The organism is Burkholderia pseudomultivorans, assembly GCF_001718415.1.
Classification (GTDB): Bacteria; Pseudomonadota; Gammaproteobacteria; order Burkholderiales; family Burkholderiaceae; genus Burkholderia; species Burkholderia pseudomultivorans_A.
The window spans coordinates 3,430,085-3,449,091 of record NZ_CP013378.1 but is presented as its reverse complement, the minus strand read 5'-3'; the positions used below and the strand labels follow the sequence as shown (position 1 = coordinate 3,449,091).

At 62.0% G+C, this 19,007-nt stretch carries 24 protein-coding genes; all 24 read left to right on the top strand.

The genetic code is table 11. The annotated features are described in order from the left end of the window. Positions 1-143: 143 nt before the first annotated feature. The 24 genes from WS57_RS36325 to WS57_RS28110 all read left to right on the top strand — a co-directional run bounded on the left by WS57_RS36325 (position 144) and on the right by WS57_RS28110 (position 19,004). Positions 144-611 carry an HNH endonuclease signature motif containing protein gene (locus WS57_RS36325; RefSeq protein ID WP_081337672.1) on the top strand — a complete coding sequence of 156 codons (468 nt, stop codon included), beginning with the start codon at positions 144-146 and terminating at the stop codon, positions 609-611. A gap of 257 nt (positions 612-868) precedes the next feature. Further along, the gene (locus tag WS57_RS28210) at positions 869-1,048 is read left to right on the top strand and encodes a hypothetical protein (RefSeq protein WP_069245159.1); all 180 of its coding nucleotides are present in this window, start codon (positions 869-871) and stop codon (positions 1,046-1,048) included. A gap of 736 nt (positions 1,049-1,784) precedes the next feature. Further along, the gene (locus tag WS57_RS28205; protein ID WP_069245158.1) at positions 1,785-3,788 is read left to right on the top strand and encodes a hypothetical protein; all 2,004 of its coding nucleotides are present in this window, start codon (positions 1,785-1,787) and stop codon (positions 3,786-3,788) included. Between the two features lie 2 nt (positions 3,789-3,790). Further along, entirely contained in the window at positions 3,791-3,952 is a 162-nt protein-coding gene (locus tag WS57_RS37355; RefSeq protein ID WP_155774361.1) for a hypothetical protein, read from the top strand. 2 nt (positions 3,953-3,954) lie between these two features. After that, positions 3,955-4,131: a hypothetical protein gene (locus tag WS57_RS37350; protein WP_155774360.1), complete on the top strand. Its 177-nt coding sequence runs from the start codon at positions 3,955-3,957 to the stop codon at positions 4,129-4,131. Positions 4,132-4,138: 7 nt separating this feature from the next. Further along, positions 4,139-6,328 (top strand): hypothetical protein, encoded by a 2,190-nt coding sequence (locus tag WS57_RS28200; RefSeq protein WP_069245157.1) that lies wholly within the window; start codon positions 4,139-4,141, stop codon positions 6,326-6,328. Next, complete coding sequence (locus WS57_RS28195) at positions 6,325-6,669, top strand: M48 family metalloprotease (RefSeq protein ID WP_069245156.1); 345 nt, start codon at positions 6,325-6,327, stop codon at positions 6,667-6,669. The genes WS57_RS28200 and WS57_RS28195 overlap by 4 nt, the downstream gene beginning before the upstream one ends. Next, positions 6,662-6,910: a hypothetical protein gene (locus tag WS57_RS37345; protein ID WP_155774359.1), complete on the top strand. Its 249-nt coding sequence runs from the start codon at positions 6,662-6,664 to the stop codon at positions 6,908-6,910. Before WS57_RS28195 ends, WS57_RS37345 begins: the two co-directional genes overlap by 8 nt. Before the next feature lie 8 nt (positions 6,911-6,918). Continuing rightward, positions 6,919-8,925 carry a beta strand repeat-containing protein gene (locus tag WS57_RS37340; protein ID WP_155774358.1) on the top strand — a complete coding sequence of 669 codons (2,007 nt, stop codon included), beginning with the start codon at positions 6,919-6,921 and terminating at the stop codon, positions 8,923-8,925. Between the two features lie 58 nt (positions 8,926-8,983). Beyond that, positions 8,984-9,502: a hypothetical protein gene (locus WS57_RS28185; protein ID WP_155774357.1), complete on the top strand. Its 519-nt coding sequence runs from the start codon at positions 8,984-8,986 to the stop codon at positions 9,500-9,502. A gap of 8 nt (positions 9,503-9,510) precedes the next feature. Next, entirely contained in the window at positions 9,511-10,275 is a 765-nt protein-coding gene (locus tag WS57_RS37335; protein WP_155774356.1) for a hypothetical protein, read from the top strand. A gap of 16 nt (positions 10,276-10,291) precedes the next feature. Next, positions 10,292-11,707: a N4-gp56 family major capsid protein gene (locus WS57_RS28170; protein WP_069245151.1), complete on the top strand. Its 1,416-nt coding sequence runs from the start codon at positions 10,292-10,294 to the stop codon at positions 11,705-11,707. Between the two features lie 10 nt (positions 11,708-11,717). Further along, a complete protein-coding gene (locus WS57_RS28165) occupies positions 11,718-12,230 on the top strand; it encodes a hypothetical protein (protein ID WP_069245150.1) in 513 nt (170 codons plus the stop codon). Between the two features lie 24 nt (positions 12,231-12,254). Then, positions 12,255-12,680, top strand: coding sequence for a hypothetical protein (locus WS57_RS28160; protein ID WP_155774355.1), 426 nt, complete (start codon positions 12,255-12,257; stop codon positions 12,678-12,680). Position 12,681: 1 nt separating this feature from the next. Further along, complete coding sequence (locus tag WS57_RS28155) at positions 12,682-13,386, top strand: hypothetical protein (protein WP_048806070.1); 705 nt, start codon at positions 12,682-12,684, stop codon at positions 13,384-13,386. Between the two features lie 4 nt (positions 13,387-13,390). Further along, positions 13,391-15,010: a hypothetical protein gene (locus WS57_RS28150; RefSeq protein ID WP_069245148.1), complete on the top strand. Its 1,620-nt coding sequence runs from the start codon at positions 13,391-13,393 to the stop codon at positions 15,008-15,010. Between the two features lie 2 nt (positions 15,011-15,012). Then, positions 15,013-15,783 (top strand): hypothetical protein, encoded by a 771-nt coding sequence (locus WS57_RS28145; RefSeq protein ID WP_069245147.1) that lies wholly within the window; start codon positions 15,013-15,015, stop codon positions 15,781-15,783. 44 nt (positions 15,784-15,827) lie between these two features. Continuing rightward, positions 15,828-16,016 carry a hypothetical protein gene (locus tag WS57_RS28140; RefSeq protein ID WP_069245146.1) on the top strand — a complete coding sequence of 63 codons (189 nt, stop codon included), beginning with the start codon at positions 15,828-15,830 and terminating at the stop codon, positions 16,014-16,016. A gap of 9 nt (positions 16,017-16,025) precedes the next feature. Beyond that, complete coding sequence (locus WS57_RS28135) at positions 16,026-16,244, top strand: hypothetical protein (RefSeq protein ID WP_069245145.1); 219 nt, start codon at positions 16,026-16,028, stop codon at positions 16,242-16,244. Beyond that, positions 16,241-16,723, top strand: coding sequence for a glycoside hydrolase family 108 protein (locus tag WS57_RS28130; protein WP_069245144.1), 483 nt, complete (start codon positions 16,241-16,243; stop codon positions 16,721-16,723). Before WS57_RS28135 ends, WS57_RS28130 begins: the two co-directional genes overlap by 4 nt. Continuing rightward, on the top strand, positions 16,723-17,124 hold the full coding sequence (locus tag WS57_RS28125) for a 3TM-type holin (protein ID WP_069245143.1): 402 nt from the start codon (positions 16,723-16,725) through the stop codon (positions 17,122-17,124). Before WS57_RS28130 ends, WS57_RS28125 begins: the two co-directional genes overlap by 1 nt. 41 nt (positions 17,125-17,165) lie before the next feature. Beyond that, entirely contained in the window at positions 17,166-17,684 is a 519-nt protein-coding gene (locus tag WS57_RS28120) for an aspartyl/asparaginyl beta-hydroxylase domain-containing protein (protein ID WP_167361745.1), read from the top strand. After that, positions 17,681-17,968 (top strand): hypothetical protein, encoded by a 288-nt coding sequence (locus WS57_RS28115; protein WP_069245141.1) that lies wholly within the window; start codon positions 17,681-17,683, stop codon positions 17,966-17,968. Before WS57_RS28120 ends, WS57_RS28115 begins: the two co-directional genes overlap by 4 nt. 4 nt (positions 17,969-17,972) lie before the next feature. Beyond that, the gene (locus WS57_RS28110) at positions 17,973-19,004 is read left to right on the top strand and encodes a hypothetical protein (protein WP_155774354.1); all 1,032 of its coding nucleotides are present in this window, start codon (positions 17,973-17,975) and stop codon (positions 19,002-19,004) included. Positions 19,005-19,007: the final 3 nt, after the last annotated feature.

Below are 19,007 nucleotides of genomic sequence, written 5' to 3'. Positions count from 1 at the left end.
CATCTGCCCGCAATGCAAGCGCCTCTGGCGGCTGAACATCGTTGCCGTGCTGCGTGAAGCGAAAGGGAAGAGATGGGTGTGTCGCGTCTGCCAGATCGCCAACGAAGCGGACGTCGCAAATAGGCAGCGCGGGAGCAAGAGCGATGAATCTGTCTGAAAAAGACATTGCGAGATTCTGGTCGAAAGTTGGCAAGTGCGGTGAAGACGAGTGTTGGCCATGGTTGGCGGCCATCACGCATGGGTATGGGCAATTCTTCGCCCGTGGGAAGAACCTCCGCGCGCACCGAGTTGCGTGTCAATTGGTGCATGGAGATCAGCCATACGAAAAGGCAGAAAGTGCTCACCGGTGCCACAACCGCCTCTGCTGCAACCCTAAGCATTTGCATTGGGCAACCAGGGCAGCGAATGAGCAGGAAAAGGCAGAGGCTGGCCGCCAAGTGCGAGGTGAGCAAGTGCATTCCTCCAAACTGACCGAGCAAGACGTCCTCGAGATTCGGCGGCTGTACTCGGCTAAACAGGCAACACAGACGGTTCTATCCGAGCAATTCGGCGTGAGCCAGAAGCAGATTCACCTCGTCGTTACCCGAGCGCGCTGGAAGCATGTGCAGTAAGGAATAACCGCAAATAACCGGGAGCGGTATAGAAGAAACGGTAGTGGGGGCCATTAGCCCAGCCCTGAATAACCGGTGCCGAGCCGGCTCAATAAACGTGGACGAATGGCGGAGTCGCACCGCCACGCGCAGATGGATGGCTACCGCACAAGGGCGCAGCAGTCTGCACGAATCCGGATATACCACCCTCGGCCTAGCAACGCTTCTAAAAAAAGCGGGTGGGAGGTTGCGCCCGTTCCATCGGTCCGGAGTTGAACATGATCGCGTACGCTATCTTCACGTCTGGCGGCACACTGCTTGCCACTATCTCGACGCCGACTCCGCCGACGCTCGAGCAGATGGCGGACTACTGCGCGGAAATCAACGGATTCGCCGATCGAGATGAATGGATGTACCAGGCGCGCATCGATAGCATCGCGTACGCGCCTGTCCATTGAGGGAGACGTGATCTCCGTCACTCCGGAGAACGCTAGTTCCCGCAAGCGGGGCACTTTCTGCCGGCCTCGGCGAACGTTGAATGGTCTCCCGGCCTCTTCTGGCTCATATCTTCATCGACGTATTTGACGCTGCTCCATTCGGCCGAGTACGGCTGATCGTTCTCGCTTTCCACGAGCGTGCCGCGGTGCCCGCAAGAGCATGAGAGGTGCGTGTACGTGCGCATCGTCATGATGACCTCTTAGGTGATTCGCCAGTGTAGCAATTGGCTTCGTGCCGGCAACGTTCTCTCGCGTGCGCGCACGTACGCGCGAGAAAAGGCTCAGGGACGGAGAGGGGAAAGGAAGGAAAGGTGGAGGAAGAGGGTGTCCTACGTGCCTAAAAAACACCTGTTTTCTGCCTCGCCTTCATCCATTCAATTTCCTTTCTGTCACATTCGAAAGCTTTCATGTTGCGGTGCGTTCGTCGTGATCGGTCTATCAGTCGAACCATGAAGATGTATAAGTCATTGATTGTATTGAGTTGGTGCGATGCACATGGATTTGACATAATGGGTGCTATCGGTCGAAACGGGGCATTATCACCTCATAATGAGAGCAATTCTCATCCTTGCCTTACGAAATCCCAACTTTGGGACCACCCCAGGGCCCCACGGACGGGGGTGACGAAATTTCGCGAACCCTCTCTCCAATCCGCACGAGGGAAAAACATTGATGATCCTCCGCGAGGAGGAATCTCATGGCCCTGACCAATGCAGCGTTGCTTACCGCGATCTCGGACGACCGGGCGCTTGGTTCTGCGATGCTGTTCCCGCATCGGCATCCGCAGGCATCGCCGGCGTTCCACGTCGAGGTGATGGACCTGTGGCGATGTGCCGACGAGTGGGTGCTGATCGAGGCATTTCGGGAGGGTGCCAAGTCGACGCTGTCGGAAGAGCATCTGCTGATCGAGGCGTGCTTCGGCAACTTCGGGTACTGCCTGATCATCGGTGAGACCTACACGAAGGCATGCCAGCGGCTCGAGGCGATCAAGTTCGAGGCGACGCGGAACATGAAGCTGCAGGGGCTGTTCGGGCGTCTGAAGGAGGCCGGGCGCGTCTGGAACGAGCACCAGATGGAGCTTTCGAACGGTGTGCTGCTCGAGGCGCACGGCTGGGAAGAGGAGTTCCGAGGCTTCAAGTGGCGCGACATTCGGCCGGACCGGGCGTATCTCGACGACATCGAGAACAAGGAGCGGGTCAAGGACAAGGCTGCGGTCGATGCCTCTATGCGGAAGCTCTACCTCGAGCTGATCCCGGCGATGGACAAGGTCAAGGGCAAGATCCGGGTCACCGGGACGCCGTTGGCCGAGGACTGCATGATCACCAGGCTTCGAGATAACCCGGACTGGACGAGCCGGCGGTACCCGATTTGCAACGGAGACATCGACGACCCTGCCACGGAGGCTTTGTGGCCGGAACGCTATCCGATGGACTGGATCCGCCGGAAGCGAGACGAGATGGAGCGGGCCGGACAACTCCGGGGTTTCATGCAGGAATACATGCTCATGGCGATCGGCTCGCAGGACAAGCCGTTCGAGAGTGAGCATATCCGCGAATGTGTGATCGACCCTGCGCCATGGCTGCCGAAGGTCATCATCACCGACCCCGCACGGACAACGGACGTGAAGAAGAGCGACCGGACTGGGCGGGTGGTCGTCAGCCGATTCGGTACGAAGATCTACGTCCATGCGAGCTCGGGTGAATTCTGGAAGCCCGACGAAGTGATCGACGACGCGTTCAAGACGTCCGCGCGGTACGGTGACGCGGCCGTCGCGATCGAGAAGAATTCGCTCGACGAGTGGTTGCTACAGCCGATGCGTGCGGAAATGCTCCGCCGTGGCGTGACGCTCGCACTGCGTCCTCTGACCGCCCCGCAGGACCGGGACAAGGTGCAGTTCATCATGGGCATGCAGCCATTCTTCGAGGCCGGCGACATCGTGCTGGTCGGCGGGCACGGTGCGCACCCCAAGCTTGTCGCCGAGATCCTGAATTTTCCCAGCGGCAAGCGCGACGTCCTGAACGCGCTCGCGTACTTCCAGCGCGTTTTCTCGGGGTCGCCGGTATACGAGGACTTCGGCCAGTGGAACCTCGTCACCGAGTACGAGCCGAGCCAGCAGCACCCGCTTGGCCTGGCATTCAACTCGAACGGAACGGAGACAACTGCAGCACTGGTTTGCATCGAGGGCCAGCGCATTGTCGTCGTTGCTGACTGGATTTCGCCAGTACCTCCGAAGGAAGCGGTAACCGACATCACTCAGCTTGTGCGCGCTGCGTTCCCTCGCGCGCGCGTGACGACATGGCTACCGGCCGACGTGCTCGACCAAGCCGATCGCATGCCGATCGTGGCTGCGCTTCGCGCCGCGAACATGTATCCGATGCGCGGGGCATACGTGAACGTGGCTCGGGGCTCCTTGTCTCCGCTTATCCGCACCGAGGCTAAGGCACGACGTCTGTTCCAAGTCGACCAGGAAGGAGCGAAGCACACGCTCAACGCAATGGCCGGTGGCTACAACTACCCCGTCGATCGCGCGGGAAACCGGAATACGCTCCCCGAGACTGGTCCGCACCGTACCCTCACAGAGGGATTGGAAGCGGCCGTGTATGTGATCTGCTCGCAGCGCGAGGACGTCCTGCCGGAAGGCGTGAACATGGGCGTCAACCCGCAGGGCGTGAGCTACCTGACCACTTTGCCGCGGAGATGACCATGGCAGTCGATCGAAAAATCACCCCCAAGGCGCCGTCGCAGCGCCCGTCGGACTTCTACAAGGGCAAGCAGCAGGGCGGCGCCTACGGCCGCGCGGAGAAGGTCGGCGAGCGCATGTCGGGCGGCCCGATGCGCGAAAAGCTGTCGAAGCCGGGTCTGTGATCATGAAGTCGCGCCGCGAATTCCAGGGTACGCGCTCCGAGTCGCGCCCGGTCGGCGACTTCTTCGCCGAGAAGACCTCGAAGAAGCCGAACACTGATGATCGGCCGAAGCGCACGCCGCGTGATCGCGGCACCGGCACTTCGCTCGAGCGCAAGCTCCGCGGCAAGGTGATCGGCTGATTCTTCCATGGCCCGCCCGAAGAAGCCGAAGCAGCAGGACGACAAGCCCGCGGTCGAAACACTGGACGCGCGGGCCCTCGATGCTGAGAAGACGGGCGAAGAGATCGAGAACTGGGCCGACCGGCCCGATTCCGACGCTTACACCGAAGCGGCGAAGCTGTATCCGAAGATCGCGAAGTGCTACGAGAACAAGCAGGAGCAGATGGACCGCTGCGCCGAGTACTGGTCCATCTACAACGCCCAGCCGGACGAGAACCAGCAGTACTCCGGCAACTCCCAGTGCTACATCCCCGCGGTTCGTAACGCCGTCAATGCGCGCATGAAGCGCACGCTGGCGCAGCTCTTTCCCGTGAATCACAAGCATGTTGGGGCGACCGGCCCGGACGGCACCATCCCGTTCGCGCAGGTGAGCCTGCTCGAGCATTACATCCGTTCGGCCGCGGTGAAAGACGTCGTTCGCGCGGACCTGATCGCCGGCGATGTGACGGGGCAGTGGAACCTGTACATCGATTGGTCGCGCACGCAGCGCCGGATCACCGAGCTGATCAAGAAACCGCCGATCCTCGAGGACCATGAGCTCGGCGGGGAGGTTGAAGACCTCGCTGCGGACGACGACGAATGGGACTGGGAGAAGGAAACGAAGGAGGTCACGACCGAGGGGCCGGACATCGTACCGTTCGCTACTGAGGACCTGGCCGTCTACCCGCCGACCTGTAACGACATCGAGAAGGCCACCGCGACCGCGATCCGGCTGCGGCTGACGATCGACGCCGTGCAGCAGTTCGTCGACGAGGGCATCTTCATCGGCGTCTCGGCGAAGGAGCTGGTCGACAACCTGGCGAAGCCGGACGGCGGGCGCGAGAAGTACGTGCCGCCCAAGAAGCGGACTGGAGACGCTGGCATCCGCACGGAAGGCACGTTCAAGTACGCGCTGATCTACGAGGTCCACACGAATCTGGATCTGGGCAACGGCAAAGAACCATGCTTCGTTTACTTCGCCGGCCAGGACGTGATCCTCGGGATCATCCGGAACCCGTTCTGGTCGGGCAAGCGGCCGATCATCTCGGCGCCGATCGAGCGCATCACGGGCTCGTTCTTTGGCATTTCGAAAATCGAGCCGGTCAAGTTCCTGCAGTGGAACCTGAACGACTTCTGGAACATGGGTCAGGACTCGGCGCAGTACAGCTTGCTGCCGATCACCATGGTCGACCCGCTGTCGAATCCGAACTACCAGTCGATGGTGGTCGGGCTCGCCGCGGTGTGGCTGACCGACCCGAACAAAACGAAGTTCGCGAACTTCCCGGCCATCTACAAGGACGCGATCCCGCTCTGCGAGAACCTGAAGCAGCAGATCAACGAGTCGATGGACGTCAATGACGCCATGCTCGGGAAAATGCCGGCCGGCCGGAAGAACCAGGCGCAGATGGCCGCCATGGCGCAGCAGCAGGAATCGAACATCATCGACAACGCGAAGCGGTACGAGGAAGTCATTCTCAATCCGCTGCTCGAATGGATGTTCGAGCTCGATCGGCAGTTCCGCACCGAGGAGCTCACAGTCGAGGTGCTCGGCGAGCTCGGCGCGCGCGCCAACCTGCAGACGATCCCGCCGCAGGCATTCGGCGAGCGCTACTTCTTCCGCTGGTGCGGCACGTCGTACCAGCAGAACCTGCAGCGCATGCAGCAGATGATCGCGTGGATGAACGTGCTGCGCGGCATCCCGCCGCAGCAGCTCGACGGCCGGCGCCTGAACATCGGGCCGATCCTCGAGTACGGTACCGAGCAGATCTTCGGCCCGGAGGTGGCGCCGCGCATCCTGATCGACGAGCGGAATCTGTTCCACCTCGATCCGCAGGACGAAAACCTGATGATGCACAACGGCCTCCCGGCTGAGATCCATCAGGCCGACGACGATCGCGCGCACATCGCCGCGCACCTGCAGGCGGCGCAGCTCACCGGCGACCAGCAAGGGCTGTTCCGCGCACATATCCAGCAGCATCAGCAGGCCATGCAGGCGAAGCTCCAGGCGCAGCAGGCGCCGACCCCGCCGCAGGGGCAACCCGGCGTGCCGGGCGGCGCGGGGCCGGGCGTTGCAGGCACGCCGCGCCCTGGCGCACAGCCGGGACAGCCGCGGCCGCAGGGACCGGCCGGCATGATCCACCCGGATCAGATCGCCTCACCGATGGCGGGGCCGCGATGAAACGCTTCGTGGCCCGGTGCACGCCGTGGGGAACCATCCAGACCGGCATCTTCTTCCGATCGCTGACGGACATCGAGAAGGATGCCGTGATCGCGCACGAGCGCGCGCACCTGATTCATCGGGATCCGTGGCGCCGGCTCTGGTGGCTGCTGACGCTGCAGCTGATCTTCCGGCCTGAATGGGTTTTCGCGCGCGTGCGCGAACAGGAGCTGGCTGCTGATCGGTACGTGAAGGAGCAGGGTCTCGCGGTCGGCATGCGCATGTTCCTGCGTCGGCACCCGCATCCGGGCAGTGCGCTGCACCCGAGCTCTCAGGAAAGGCTGGAGGCGCTCCATGTCTGACGCATTTCGCATCACCCCGCCATTCATTCGCGCCGAAGGCAAGGATGCACCGCCGGAAACCATCCAGGCCGCGGTGAATTCCCTTGCGCAACAGACGACCGTCGCGCTTAACCAGATCGGCACCGGGAGCGGCCCCATATTCAACGCAATCATGCTCGCCTGGTTTCTCAGTCTGCCGACTACCTTGCCCGCAACGTCCGGCGTGCTCTGGAACAACGGGGGCACCCTCGCATTGTCGTAGAGGCACCCATGAAGAAATTCATCGTCGCAGCGCTGTCGCTTGCATTCTCGGTGATTGCCCTGGGGCAAAGTTATCCGAGCCCGACGTACAACAATGTCGCGATCAACGGCACCGCGACGATCCCGCACGCCGCAATTACGGGCGGCACGATTAGCGGATTGAGCCCGCCGATTCCGGTCGCATCCGGCGGTACGAACAGCGCTTCAGCCAGTGGCACGGCGCTCGACAACATCACGGGTTTTGCGTCGACCGGCTTCATGAGCAGGACGGGCGCCGGCACGTACAGCTTTACAGCTTCTACCGGGTCGGGGTCTGTCGTGCTTGCAGCATCGCCGACGATAGCTTCACCGACGGTTACCGGCAGCTTTACGGCGACCGGGCTGGTCACACTTGCAGACCATGCGACGCAAGCGGCCAATACGATCATCGGAAACGGTACCGGCTCGACGGCGAGCCCTACGGCACTTGCGGTGCCTTCGTGTAGTGCGACCACGAACGCCTTGACCTGGACCTCAAGCACGGGATTCACCTGCAATTCGTCGATTAACGCGGCGACTCTCGGCGGGGCGACGTTTGCAGCACCCGGTCCGATCGGTTCCAGTACGCCATCGACAGGTGCCTTTACGACGGTCAATTCTGCTGGCCCGAATGTCGCCGGCGGAAACATCACGGCTGCTTATACGTCGCCCGGTGCTTACATTGCGGCCCGCACGCAAAGTACGAGCATTGGGAACCAGATATACAACACGGTTACTAACGGCGGCGGGACAGATTTCGATGCCACGGAATCTACGGTTGTCATACCGAATGGATCGACTCTCACTGGTGTTAATGGATTCGGAAGTTACGTCGTGAATCAAAACCCCGCCTCCGCAGGGTCGCGTAATGGCGTGAATTATTTCAGCGTACAAACATGCGCCGTGAATAACGGCGGGTGCTGGGCGCAAAACGCTATCCTCCAGGACAATACGACATACAACACGTCGAGTTTCACTGGCATCAACATGATTGGCGCCGAGTACGATCTGACTGCGACGTCGACAGGGACCAATATCCAGGGGATTTCGTTGCTCGGATCGTCGCTTGTGCAGCCCGCAGGCGCAGACGGATTTACGGTTGGCTCTCTATCAACACAGAATCCAGGAGTTGCCACGTGGTCGCATTCATTTGTGTCGTCGAACGGCTCGTCGAATGTCGCCCTGTACGGTGGGATGCTCGGTGGTACGAGCGGGAATAATCTCGCAAGTCAACCGATTCAGCTCGCATATACGAATGGTTCGGGCACTGCTTATAACTGGACGCTTCAGGCGCTCACAAATGGAGCGTTCAACATCACGGATGGAGCGGGCGCTACTGCTCACTCGATTAACCTAAATTCTAATGTAAATATTACTGCCGCTGCACAGACCGGCGCGAATGTCGCAAGCGACAATTTGCTTCTGAATTATCGTGACGCTAGTGCTACTGCTCAAGACTATCAAATCGCGGTAGGCGCCAACCAAGTTTTGTCTTTCCAAAGCTCGGCAGGTAATGCGTCGGCCAAATATTTCTTTGGCGGTCTAATTCAACCAGTTTCTTCAATAGGCATTCAAGGCACAACTGCTGGAGACAATGCTCAAGCTGGCAGCATTGGGGAGCATCCTTCCAGTTCCGTGTCGTCTGGGTCGGCAGTTGCTTTAACGACCGCGACACCCGCCAATATCACTTCCCTGTCTCTTTCCGCTGGAGACTGGCAGGTATGCGGATCCATCGCGACCAATCCCAACGCTTCGACAATCCAAACGGTCATCGAAGGAGGCGTAAGCGCGACATCAGCGACGCTGCCACCAGTGACGAGTGGCGCACTCGCGTTGCTCAACCTTACCTTTGCGACAGGGGCCGGACAATCCTTCCCAGTCGGATGTACTCGCGCGAATATCACCGCCACCACGACGTATTACTTGGTGATGTTGTCCAATTTCAGTGGGTCCACGAATTCGGGATACGGAACAATTTGGGCAACGCGGATGAGGTGACTTTTGAGAAACAGGGAAACCGGAATAAAAAGTGCGGAACCCTGATCAGGAGATCATCGTGCGCAAAAAAATTCTGGCCCGTTTGTTCGGCCTTGTATTCCCGGCGGTCGGCGCCGGCAACCCGCCGAGCATCCCGGACAACGGTGCAATGCCCGATCAGATCGGCCTGTACAACGCGGTTCTGGGCATGAACCCGTTCCAGGAAACTGGCTACAACGCAGCGGCGAACACCTCCGGCTTTACGCTCGCGGCTGCACAGATCGCTGGCGCCGCGCAGAACTTCCTGAACCTCACCGGAGCGCTTGGCGCCGGCGCGAACGCGCAATTGCCGACCGTTGCTGCACTGATCGCGCAGCTGCCGACGGTGGTTCAGAACGCCCCGATCGGCCTGAGCTTTCAGCTGCGCATCATCAACAGCTCCAGTGGCGCGTTTGCCTGGACGGTGACGACAAACACGGGCTGGACGCTCGGCGGCACCATGTCGATCGCGCAGAACACCTGGCGCGATTTCATCGTCACCATCACCGGCGCGACGACCGCAACGCTTCAGGCGGTTGGTACGGGCACGCAATCGTAAGGGCCGCCATGATCAAGCTCCTGCAGCGACTTCTCGGTTTCCTGTTTCCTGGCGTCGACGATGCCGACCCGGCGGATCCTGGTGGTGATGCTGGAGGCGGCGGCGCTAGTGCTGATGACGCTGGCGGCGCTGATCCTGGCGCTGGCGATCCTGCTGGCGATATTTCGGAGGACGATCTCGAATTCGATTTCGTCGAACCCAGCGCGCCGGCACGACGCACGACTACTGAAGCAGATCGGCTTGCGGCACTCGAGGCAGAAGTAGAACGTCGCGGGCGCATGGTCGACGCATCGCGCGCGGCCGCGCCGACCGCACCTGTCGCTGACCCCGAGTTTCAGCGCGAGGAAGAACGGTTGCGCGATCCGAATCTGGACCCGATGGAGCGCTGGCAAATCCAGTCCAACCGGACGCTCCGCCAAAGCCAACAGGCTGCGCAGGCCGCGCTGTTCCAGGCGCAGGACCTGCGCGATCAGACGTTGTTCGAATCAAAGATGGCAAGCGATCCGCACCGCGCGCGCTATCGCGATCGAGTCGAACAGGCGGTGCAGGACGAACGACGCGCAGGGCGCAACGCTTCGCGCGAGGCCGTCTACTACTACATGCTCGGCAAAGACATCGCGGACGGCAAGCTGAAGCCGAAGGCGAAAGCCAAGGCGCCCGCTGCCGACGTCCCGCGTGGCAAACCCCCGGGCGTGCGCTCGACCGTACCGCCGGCGCGCGGGCAAACCGAACACCAGAAGCGCGCCGCGCGGCTGGCCGACGTGAACATCTGACCAGCACGAGGACACCATGCTGACGAAAATTCTGGCCCTCCTGACGGGCCTCATGTTTCCGGGGGTGACGAACCAGTCGTCGAGTTTCACGGCTGACGTCGAAGCGTACATCCAGGAAGAAGTCGAGCCGCTGGCGCGTCGCCAACTGGTTGCGTACCAGTTCGGCAAGCCGCTGAAGCTCGACACGAACCGTGGCACGACATACACGGCATCGCGCTACCAGCGCCTGCCGCTGCCGTACGCGCCGCTGCAGGAAGGCGTCGCGCCCCCGGGTGAAGCGATGACGCTGCAGCAAGTCAGCGCCACCGCGCAGCAATGGGGCGATCGCGTCATCATCACCGATGTGGCGAACCTGACGATCAAGCATCCGCTGTTCCAGCAAGCGTGTGAGCTGGTCTCGCTGCAGATGCCCGAAACGCTCGAGCGCAACACGCTCAACACGCTGCTGTCCGCGCCGCAGGTGAACTATGCCGGCGGTGCTGCCAACCGCGCCGCGCTGACGGCGTCGAACGTGATGTCGCCGCACGAATCGAACCGCCTGTTCGCCTCGATGGCCGCGTACGGCGTGCCGCGTTTCAACGGCGACGAGCGCGAGGACATGATGATCGAGGCGGGCGCGTACCGCGATCCGTCGGCTATACCGCGCGTCAAGCAGCACTACGTCGCGCTGATCAGCCCGTTCTCGGCGCAGGACATGCGCGAGAACGCATCGGTCCAGCAAGCCTGGGCATATAGCGACGTCAATCGGCTCTACAACAACGAGCTGGGCGACTTCGGCGGCATCCGTTACTGCGAAACCAACATGATGCCGTATTGGACCGGTGCGGCTGCGATCAACGGCACGGCGTCGACGTCGGGCGGTCAGCTCGCGACGGGCACGTACTACATCCAGGTCACTGCCGCACCGGCGCTGACGTCGGTCGAGCAGACGATCTATCAGGTGTCGTCGTCGATCGCAGTCACGGGCCCGACGGGCTCCATCTCGGTGACCCTGCCGTCGTTCCCGAACTACGTGTTCAATGTGTACATCGGGACGACCGCGAACCCGGCCAACCTCGCAACGGCGATCGGCAACGGCGTCCCGGTGACCGGCGTGCTCGCCGGCCAGGCGACACAGCTGCAACCGAACCAGACGGTCACGCTGACCGGAATCGGCGTCACGCAGACGCCGCCGGCCGCCCCTGCGAACGGCGTGTCAGTGTTCCCGGTGATCTTCATCGGCAACCACAGCTACGGCCAGGTGCTGCTCGAGAACCCCGAGTTCCACTACCTGACCGGCGCCGACAAGTCGGATCCGCTGAACCAGACCCGGGTCGTGTCGTGGAAGGTGTTCTACGGTTCGATCCTGCTCAACACGGCCTTCCTGGCCCGCGTCGAATGCGGCTCCGCCTTCGCGCCGGGTTACCAAGGCGGTACCGTGACCACCCCGTAAGGAGTAACTGATGGCCGCACGTAACTCGCAGGAGCCGGGGAAACCGGCTCCCGAGTCGGCTGACGCCGACGAACTGCTTGGCGGTGCGCCGGCAGAAGAAAGCCGTGAAGCGCTGCTCGAGCGCATCAAGGCGCTCGAAGCCGAAAACGCCAAGCTCGGCGCGGCGAAGGACATCGCCGAGGAAGAATCGGCACGCCTTTCCGCACAGGCACAGTCGGCGCTCCTGACGTCGGGCGTCGTCGAGCGCTATGCCGGTAAGGCCGAGGACGGCGAGACGGATCTCTGGTGGTATCGCATCGATCTCGCGCCGTGCGGCGGCGAGCACCTGAAGATCAACGGCACGCCGTATCTGCACGGCCACACGTACAAGTTCGACACGGACACCCTGCGCTCCATCAAGGAAATGGTCGCGCGAACCTGGGTGCACGAAAACGACATCAACGGCCACGCATTCAACCCGTATCGGCAGGCTCAGAACAAAGTGCTCGGCGGCGGCCCCGTGCCGGCCTGGGCGCGTCAGTAATTCTCCACCCCCGAAAGGAAGACCATGTCGCAAGCCTCTCAGGAAGTTACGGCTGCAACGGTGATCGGAAACTTCACGATCACGCTCCCGGCGCCGAACCAGGCGCAGCTCTCGGCCAGCGGTTACCTGGTCGAGGGCGAGGACAAGGCGTCGCTCGACGCCAGGATGGATACCGTGCGCGAGGCGCTCCAGCGCCAGCAACGCCTGCTCGAAATCCCCGTCCTCGAAGCCCACATCGAACAGTGGGAAAAGGCGCGTGATGACGTCGCGCGCGCGTATGCCGATCTGCTGGAACGTCACAACGCGAAAACGGCTGGCAAGGCCGGTTCGAAGGCGTTGTCGAGCCAGGAGCAGGCGAACCTGAAGAACGCACCCCAGCAGTTGAAGGGCATCGAGGCCGAGCTCGAGAAGGCGCGCAAGAAGATCGCCGACGCGCGCACAGGGGCGTGAAATGGCCTACCTCCAGGCCCAGCAGATCGTCGCGCGCGCCTGCGCGATCGCCAAGGCGCCGGGATGGCTGTCGCAAGGCGGCATCTATCTGAACATGGTCCTGGAGGACCTGTGGCTGCATCGTGACCTGAAGATCAACCGGGTCACTGAATTCGTTACCGTGCAGGCGAACAACTACGGACCGTTCACGCTGCCGTTGAACTATTTGCGGACGTACGACCTGTTCTTCCAGCAGAACAACCTGCCGTACTTCCTGCACCCGATTTCGCCGGAAGAGTGGGATCAGGAGTTCAAGGATCCTTCGATCGCGAACTACCCGTACGAGTTCATGACGCTGCTGTACGACGAGACGACGGCTCAGGCCAACAACTCGGCGGGTCAGCTGTTCATCTATCCGCAGTCGTCCGGGCAGATCGTCCTGACGCATCGGTACATGGTCAAGCAGCCGGACATCACGACACCCGAAACGTCGACGACGATTCCGTGGTTCCCGGACCAGAACTACCTGATCAAGGCCACCGCCGCCGAGCTGATGGGCGAGACGGATGACGTTCGTCAGGAATCGTTCCGGGCGCAGTGCGAGGCAATGCTGCGCACGCACTTGATCATGGAGGGCGACGAGCAGCAGGTCGTGAAGTCGGTGCGGCTGGATCCGCGGCGCTTCCACACGAACCGCACGCTGAAGCCGACGAAGATCACGGACTAGGGCCATGGCGATCCGCAATGCGAAGCCGGTCCGGTTCACGCCGAAAGGGCTCTGTGACGCATTCGATGCTACGGACGCTTTCGCCGGCGCTTGCCAGCTACTGAGCAACCTCGTATTCGACCAGGGTAATCCGGAAATTGTCGTTGCACGTCCGGGCGTCGGAAACGCTGCGACGACGTTCAGCGGCTTCACGTCGCCGACGTTCGTGTCGGTGCACACCGTGATTGGAAATGTTGCGTACGGCATGGTGTCGAGCGGGCGCAACCCCGGGTTCGACGAGCCGTTCGCGTACAACCTTGCGACGAATTCGTTCATCACGATCAGCGGCGTCACGTCGTCGAACGTGCCGGCGTCCCCCGCGACTACCGGCGCATGGACGCCACCGACGATGGCGGTCGTCGGCACGAAGATTCTTATCACGCACCCAGGCTTCAGCGGGAGCGGCACGAACTTCTTCGGCGTTATCGACATTTCGAACCCCGCCGCGCCAGCGTGGGCGTCTTCGAATCTGGCCACGAACGGATTGACTGGCGTTCCGACGTCGGTCGCGAACTTCAACAACCGCGCCTGGTTCGCCGTCGGCAACACGCTGCAGTTCAGTGATCCGCTCGCGCCGCTCACGCGCACGAACGCGACGCAGGCCGTCACGATCGGGGATACGACGCCGATCACCGCGCAGTCGGGTTTGCCGATCCAGACGACGACGGCCGGTGTCATCGGCGCGCTGGTCATCTTCAAGGCGAACCAGGTCTGGCAGGTCACGGGCGACCCCACGACGAACAACCTGGCGCTGAACTACATTTCTCTGACGACGGGCTGTATATCGCCGCGCAGCGTCGTGCAGGGCCCGTTCGGCATCTTCTTTGCGGGCGTCGACGCGCCGTACATCCTGAACTTCCTCGGCACGCTGGTGCCTCTGTCTAGCCGACCGGGAACCGACTTTCCGGCCGACCTGCAGGTGCCTTTCCAGAACACCACGCAGCCATCACGAATTGCCGCATCGTTCGCGGGAAACATCTACCGCACATGCGTGCCGACACTGATCCAGGGCCAGCAACAGACGAACGATTACTGGTACGACATCCGGCGCAAGCGCTGGACCGGCCCGCACTCGTTCATTTACGACTGCGCGTCGCAATACGGTGAAGGGTTCGTGCTTTCGAGTTCAGCGCAGGGCGCCGCGCTGTTCGTCAGTACGACCATACCGACGTCGAACTCGACGTATCAGGATGCGGGCACGGCTTTCCTCAGTCACCTGCGCTCATCCGACTTCCCGAAGACCGGGCACATGCAGCAGCTGCAGGTCGTCGAGTCGACGATCGAACTGGGATCGACGGGCGGCCAGGTCGTTTTCAACCTGACCGCGCTGAACGACCAGAACAACACGATCGCATCTGCATACGTAAAAACGCCCGCTCAAGGATCGGTCTGGGGGGCGTTCACGTGGGGTCTCGCGAACTGGTCATCGAACACCAGCATTCCGCACGTCTACACGATCCCGTGGCCGATTGCTCTCGTATTCCAGAAGATGTCGCTCGACGTGACCGTGACACCGACGAATGAAGTCCAGATCGGCACGTTCTACGCACGGTATCAGGACGCCGGGTACACAAACCAGGGGTAACCATGGGCATTATCGGAACGCTTCCCGCCAACCTGCAAAACGGTACGACCGCCGACGCGTCGCAGGTCATGGCGGACCTGAACTTCATCGTGAACCAGGTCAATGCCAACGCGATGGCAGCGGGCTCGATTTCCCCGGGCTCGTTGGTTGGTATTCAGGTACTGACGGCATCCGGAACCTATACCCCGACGACCGGTGCAACGAAGGCGATCGTCGAAGGTGTGGGCGGCGGCGGAGCCGGCGGCGGAGCCGCGGCCACCAACTCCGGCCAGTGGGCGATTGGTGCCGGCGGGTCGTCGGGGGCGTACGGAAAGATCTTCATCGCTTCGGGTCTCGTCACGCAGACCGTGACGATCGGGGCCAGCGGGGCGGGGGCATCCGCCGGAACCGGTGGGGCTGGCGGCCAAACGAGTTTCGGTGCGCTGCTGGTATGCCCTGGAGGCCCAGGTGGGGCCCCCGGTTCCGCCGTAACCGCTGCGTCGACCTCGGTGTTTGCGCCGCAGACGGCTGGCGCCGCAGCGCCATCCGGAACCGGGCGCTTCCTGTTTTCGACGGCGGGGGGCAATGGCGCCGCGGCCTTTTCGCTCCCGAGCAACGCAATCGGGGGCGATGGCGGATCCAATCCGATCGGTCAGGGCGGTTCGGCGTTCAACGTGTCGGCAGCAACTGGATATGGGGCCGGTGGTGCGGGCGCCAATAACGGTATTTCGCAGTCAGCCAAAGCCGGCCTCAACGGGGCGGCGGGCGTCGTCATCGTCTACGAATTCGAATGATGTAGGGAAACAAAACCACAATTCGCATAACTATCGGGGAAAACATGGGAAACCGGACACTCACCGAAGACGACGTCAAGGCGATCGCCGAGCAAATCGAAAGCGGCATCACCCAGCGTTTCCAGCTCAACGTCGGTCGAGGCGTCCTCGGTCTGGCGTGGCGGGTTTTCATGTACGCCCTCGTCGCCCTTGCCGCGTACGGCGCTGGCGGTGGGTTCAAGAAGTTCTTCTAGGAGAAGCTCATGCTCGAAGCGATCAAATCCGCCATCGAGGCACGTTTCCAGGCGCTCGCAAACGACGGCCGCGCCTTTGTCGATAAGGTCGAGGAAATCGTGGGCCTCGGCAACACAGCGAAAGAACTCACCGATCTCGAAGCGCGCGTGACGTCGATCGTCACGGATGCTGAGGCCACCGCCGAGCAGAAGGTCGAGCAGATTCTGCACGCGGTGGGCAAGCTGTGAGCAGCTTCGACGATGCCTTCATCGCCCTCATGGGCAACGAAGGCGGGTACTCGAACAATCCGGCGGATCCGGGCGGCGAGACGATGTGGGGCATCACGGCCCGCGTCGCGCGTGCGCACGGCTATGGCGGCGACATGCACGCCCTCTCGCAGGAAATCGCCAAGCAGATCGCGAAGCGGGTCTACTGGGATCCGTACTATTGCGACCAGTTCGACCCGCGCGTGGCTTTCCAGGTATTCGACGCCGCGTACAACGGTGGCCTGCCCGTGACGTGGCTGCAGCAGGCAGCGGGTCTCGAACCCGACGGCCGAATCGGCCCAGTCACGATCGCCAAGGTGAACGCGACGGATCCGCTGCGCGTCGTCTCGCGCTTTCTCGCGTACCGGTTGAAGTATCTCGCTGACCTGCATAACTGGCCGGCATTCAGCCACGGATGGGCGAACCGCATCGCCAATAACCTTTTGAAGGGAGCCGCGTGATGGGATTCCTCGATCCGATTTCCGCAGTTTCCGACGTCGTCGGGAAGATTATCGACCGCGTCTGGCCGGACCCCGCACAGGCTGCCGCGGCGAAGCTGCAGCTGCTTCAGCTGCAGCAAACGGGCGAGCTCGCGCAGATCACCGGCCAGATGCAGATCAACCAGGCCGAGGCACAGAGCAGCGATCCGTTGCAGCACTGGCGCGGCGGGATGGGTTGGGTGTGCGTCGCCGGGTATGCCTACAATTTCGTCGTAGAACCGTTGATGAACGCGTGCGCGGCGATCGCAGGTCATCCGCTGAACCTGCCGCCGCTCGACCTCACGCAGCTCGCGACCATCACGATCGGCATGCTGGGCCTGGGCGGCATGCATGTCTACCAGCAGGTGAAGGGCGTCCAATGAACAACCTGATCCGGATCGGCGCAGGCATCGACACGGCCCCCTTGCTGCTCGCGATCGCGCGACAGCCGGGCCTGTGGAATCGACACACGTTCAGAACGGACCGAGACGGCTCGCCGCACGCCGACGTTTCCGACATCTGGCTGCGGTACAACGACGAGAAGCCGTATAAGGCAACGGGCGACTACACCGGCTTCAACGACGCACACGACGCGGTCTTCTACCCCGAATGGTATGCGTTGCCGCAGGTTCGTCCGATCGTGTTCGGCCTGATGGCGCGCGTCGAGGGCACGCGCCTAGGCGGCATCCTCATAACGAAGGTGCCGGCTGGCAGACGCATCCTGCCGCACGCGGATGATAGCTGGCATGTTCGGCACTACAACACGAAGCTGTACGTGCCGCTGCAGACGAACCCGAAGTGCTGGAATCGGGTCGAGGAAGAGCGCGTCATCATGGCCCCCGGTGAGGTCTGGTATTTCGACAACACGAAGGAGCACGAAGTGGTCAACGAAGGCGACGACGATCGGATCACGTTGATCGTGTCGATTCGGTGCGAAAAATGACCATCAAACATCACTTCACGGCTGGCGGTGTGTACGCGCGCGAGCAGACGTTACGCGCAGGCGAGGAAGTGCAGAAACACGTGCACGACTACGGCCATTTGAGCTATCTCGCGCACGGTACGGCGATGCTCGACATCGAGGGTGAGCTGAGCGTGATGCACGGGCCGTGCATGCTCGAGGTGAAGGCCGGTCGCGCACACCGCATTACCGCGCTCACGGACCTCACGTGGCTCTGCATTCACGCGGAGAGCGTGGCGGATCCGGAAACGCTGATGAAGGGGTGAGACTATGCCATTTGCTGTTGCAGGAGCTATCGCCGCCCCCATTGTCGGCGGGCTAGTGTCGGGTGGTTCATCGCCCAGCGTAAGCGGTGGCGGCCCGTCCTATTACACTCCGACCGGACTTGGCACGGCAGACCAAACGTGGCAGAGCCTGCTTTCGAATATCAGCGGTATTTATGGCGGTAACAACCTGGGTCAATATGGGTTGCAATCGCTGTACGGCGGATTGAACGCGAACAACGCTTACGGTGGTGCATACCAGACAGCAGCAAACCAGGCCGGCATCGGGTACACGAACGCCGGCAACGCGTTGACCAGCCTCGGCAATCTCGATCTGATGACGCAGGGCAACCTGCTGAACGCAGGCCAGAACGTATTCCAGATGGGACTGGACCCGCAGAATGCGCTTTACGAGCGTACGCTGAACAACGTACAACAGCAGGTCAATGCGAACAACTCGATGTATGGCCTAGGCTCGTCTGCCGCTGGCGCCGGCGTGGCAAACCAGGCGCTGTCGAACTTCAACATTGATTGGCAGAACAACCAGCTCGCGCGCGCGGCGCAGGGCCTGCAGGCCTACACTGGCGCCGCGAACACAGCCGGCAGCTACGGCCAGGCGGCCGGCAATGCATTGACGCAAGCACCACAGTACACGCTCGCCGGCGGTTCGACGCCGTACAACACCGCACAGACGATTGCTGGAATGCCCGGATCGCTGGCAAACACGTACGGTTCATTCCTGAACTCGAATATCTACGGTCCGGCCGAAGGGTTGATGAGCTCGATCATCCCGTACATGAACTATGGTGCTGGCGCGCAATCCGTGCCGTTTCAGGCGCAGTCGCAGGGTGCCGGCGCGCTCGGCAGCATGGTGTCGCAAGGCATTTCCGGCCTCGGCAATGCGATCCAGAACGCCGGCGGTTTCGGAAACTTCTTCAACGGCACCACCGGTTCGTTCGGAGGTGGCGACTTCAGCGGCGCGTTCACGTCGAACCCGTACTATTCGGGCGGCGGGAACTCGTACGGGTTCACGATGTGAGGT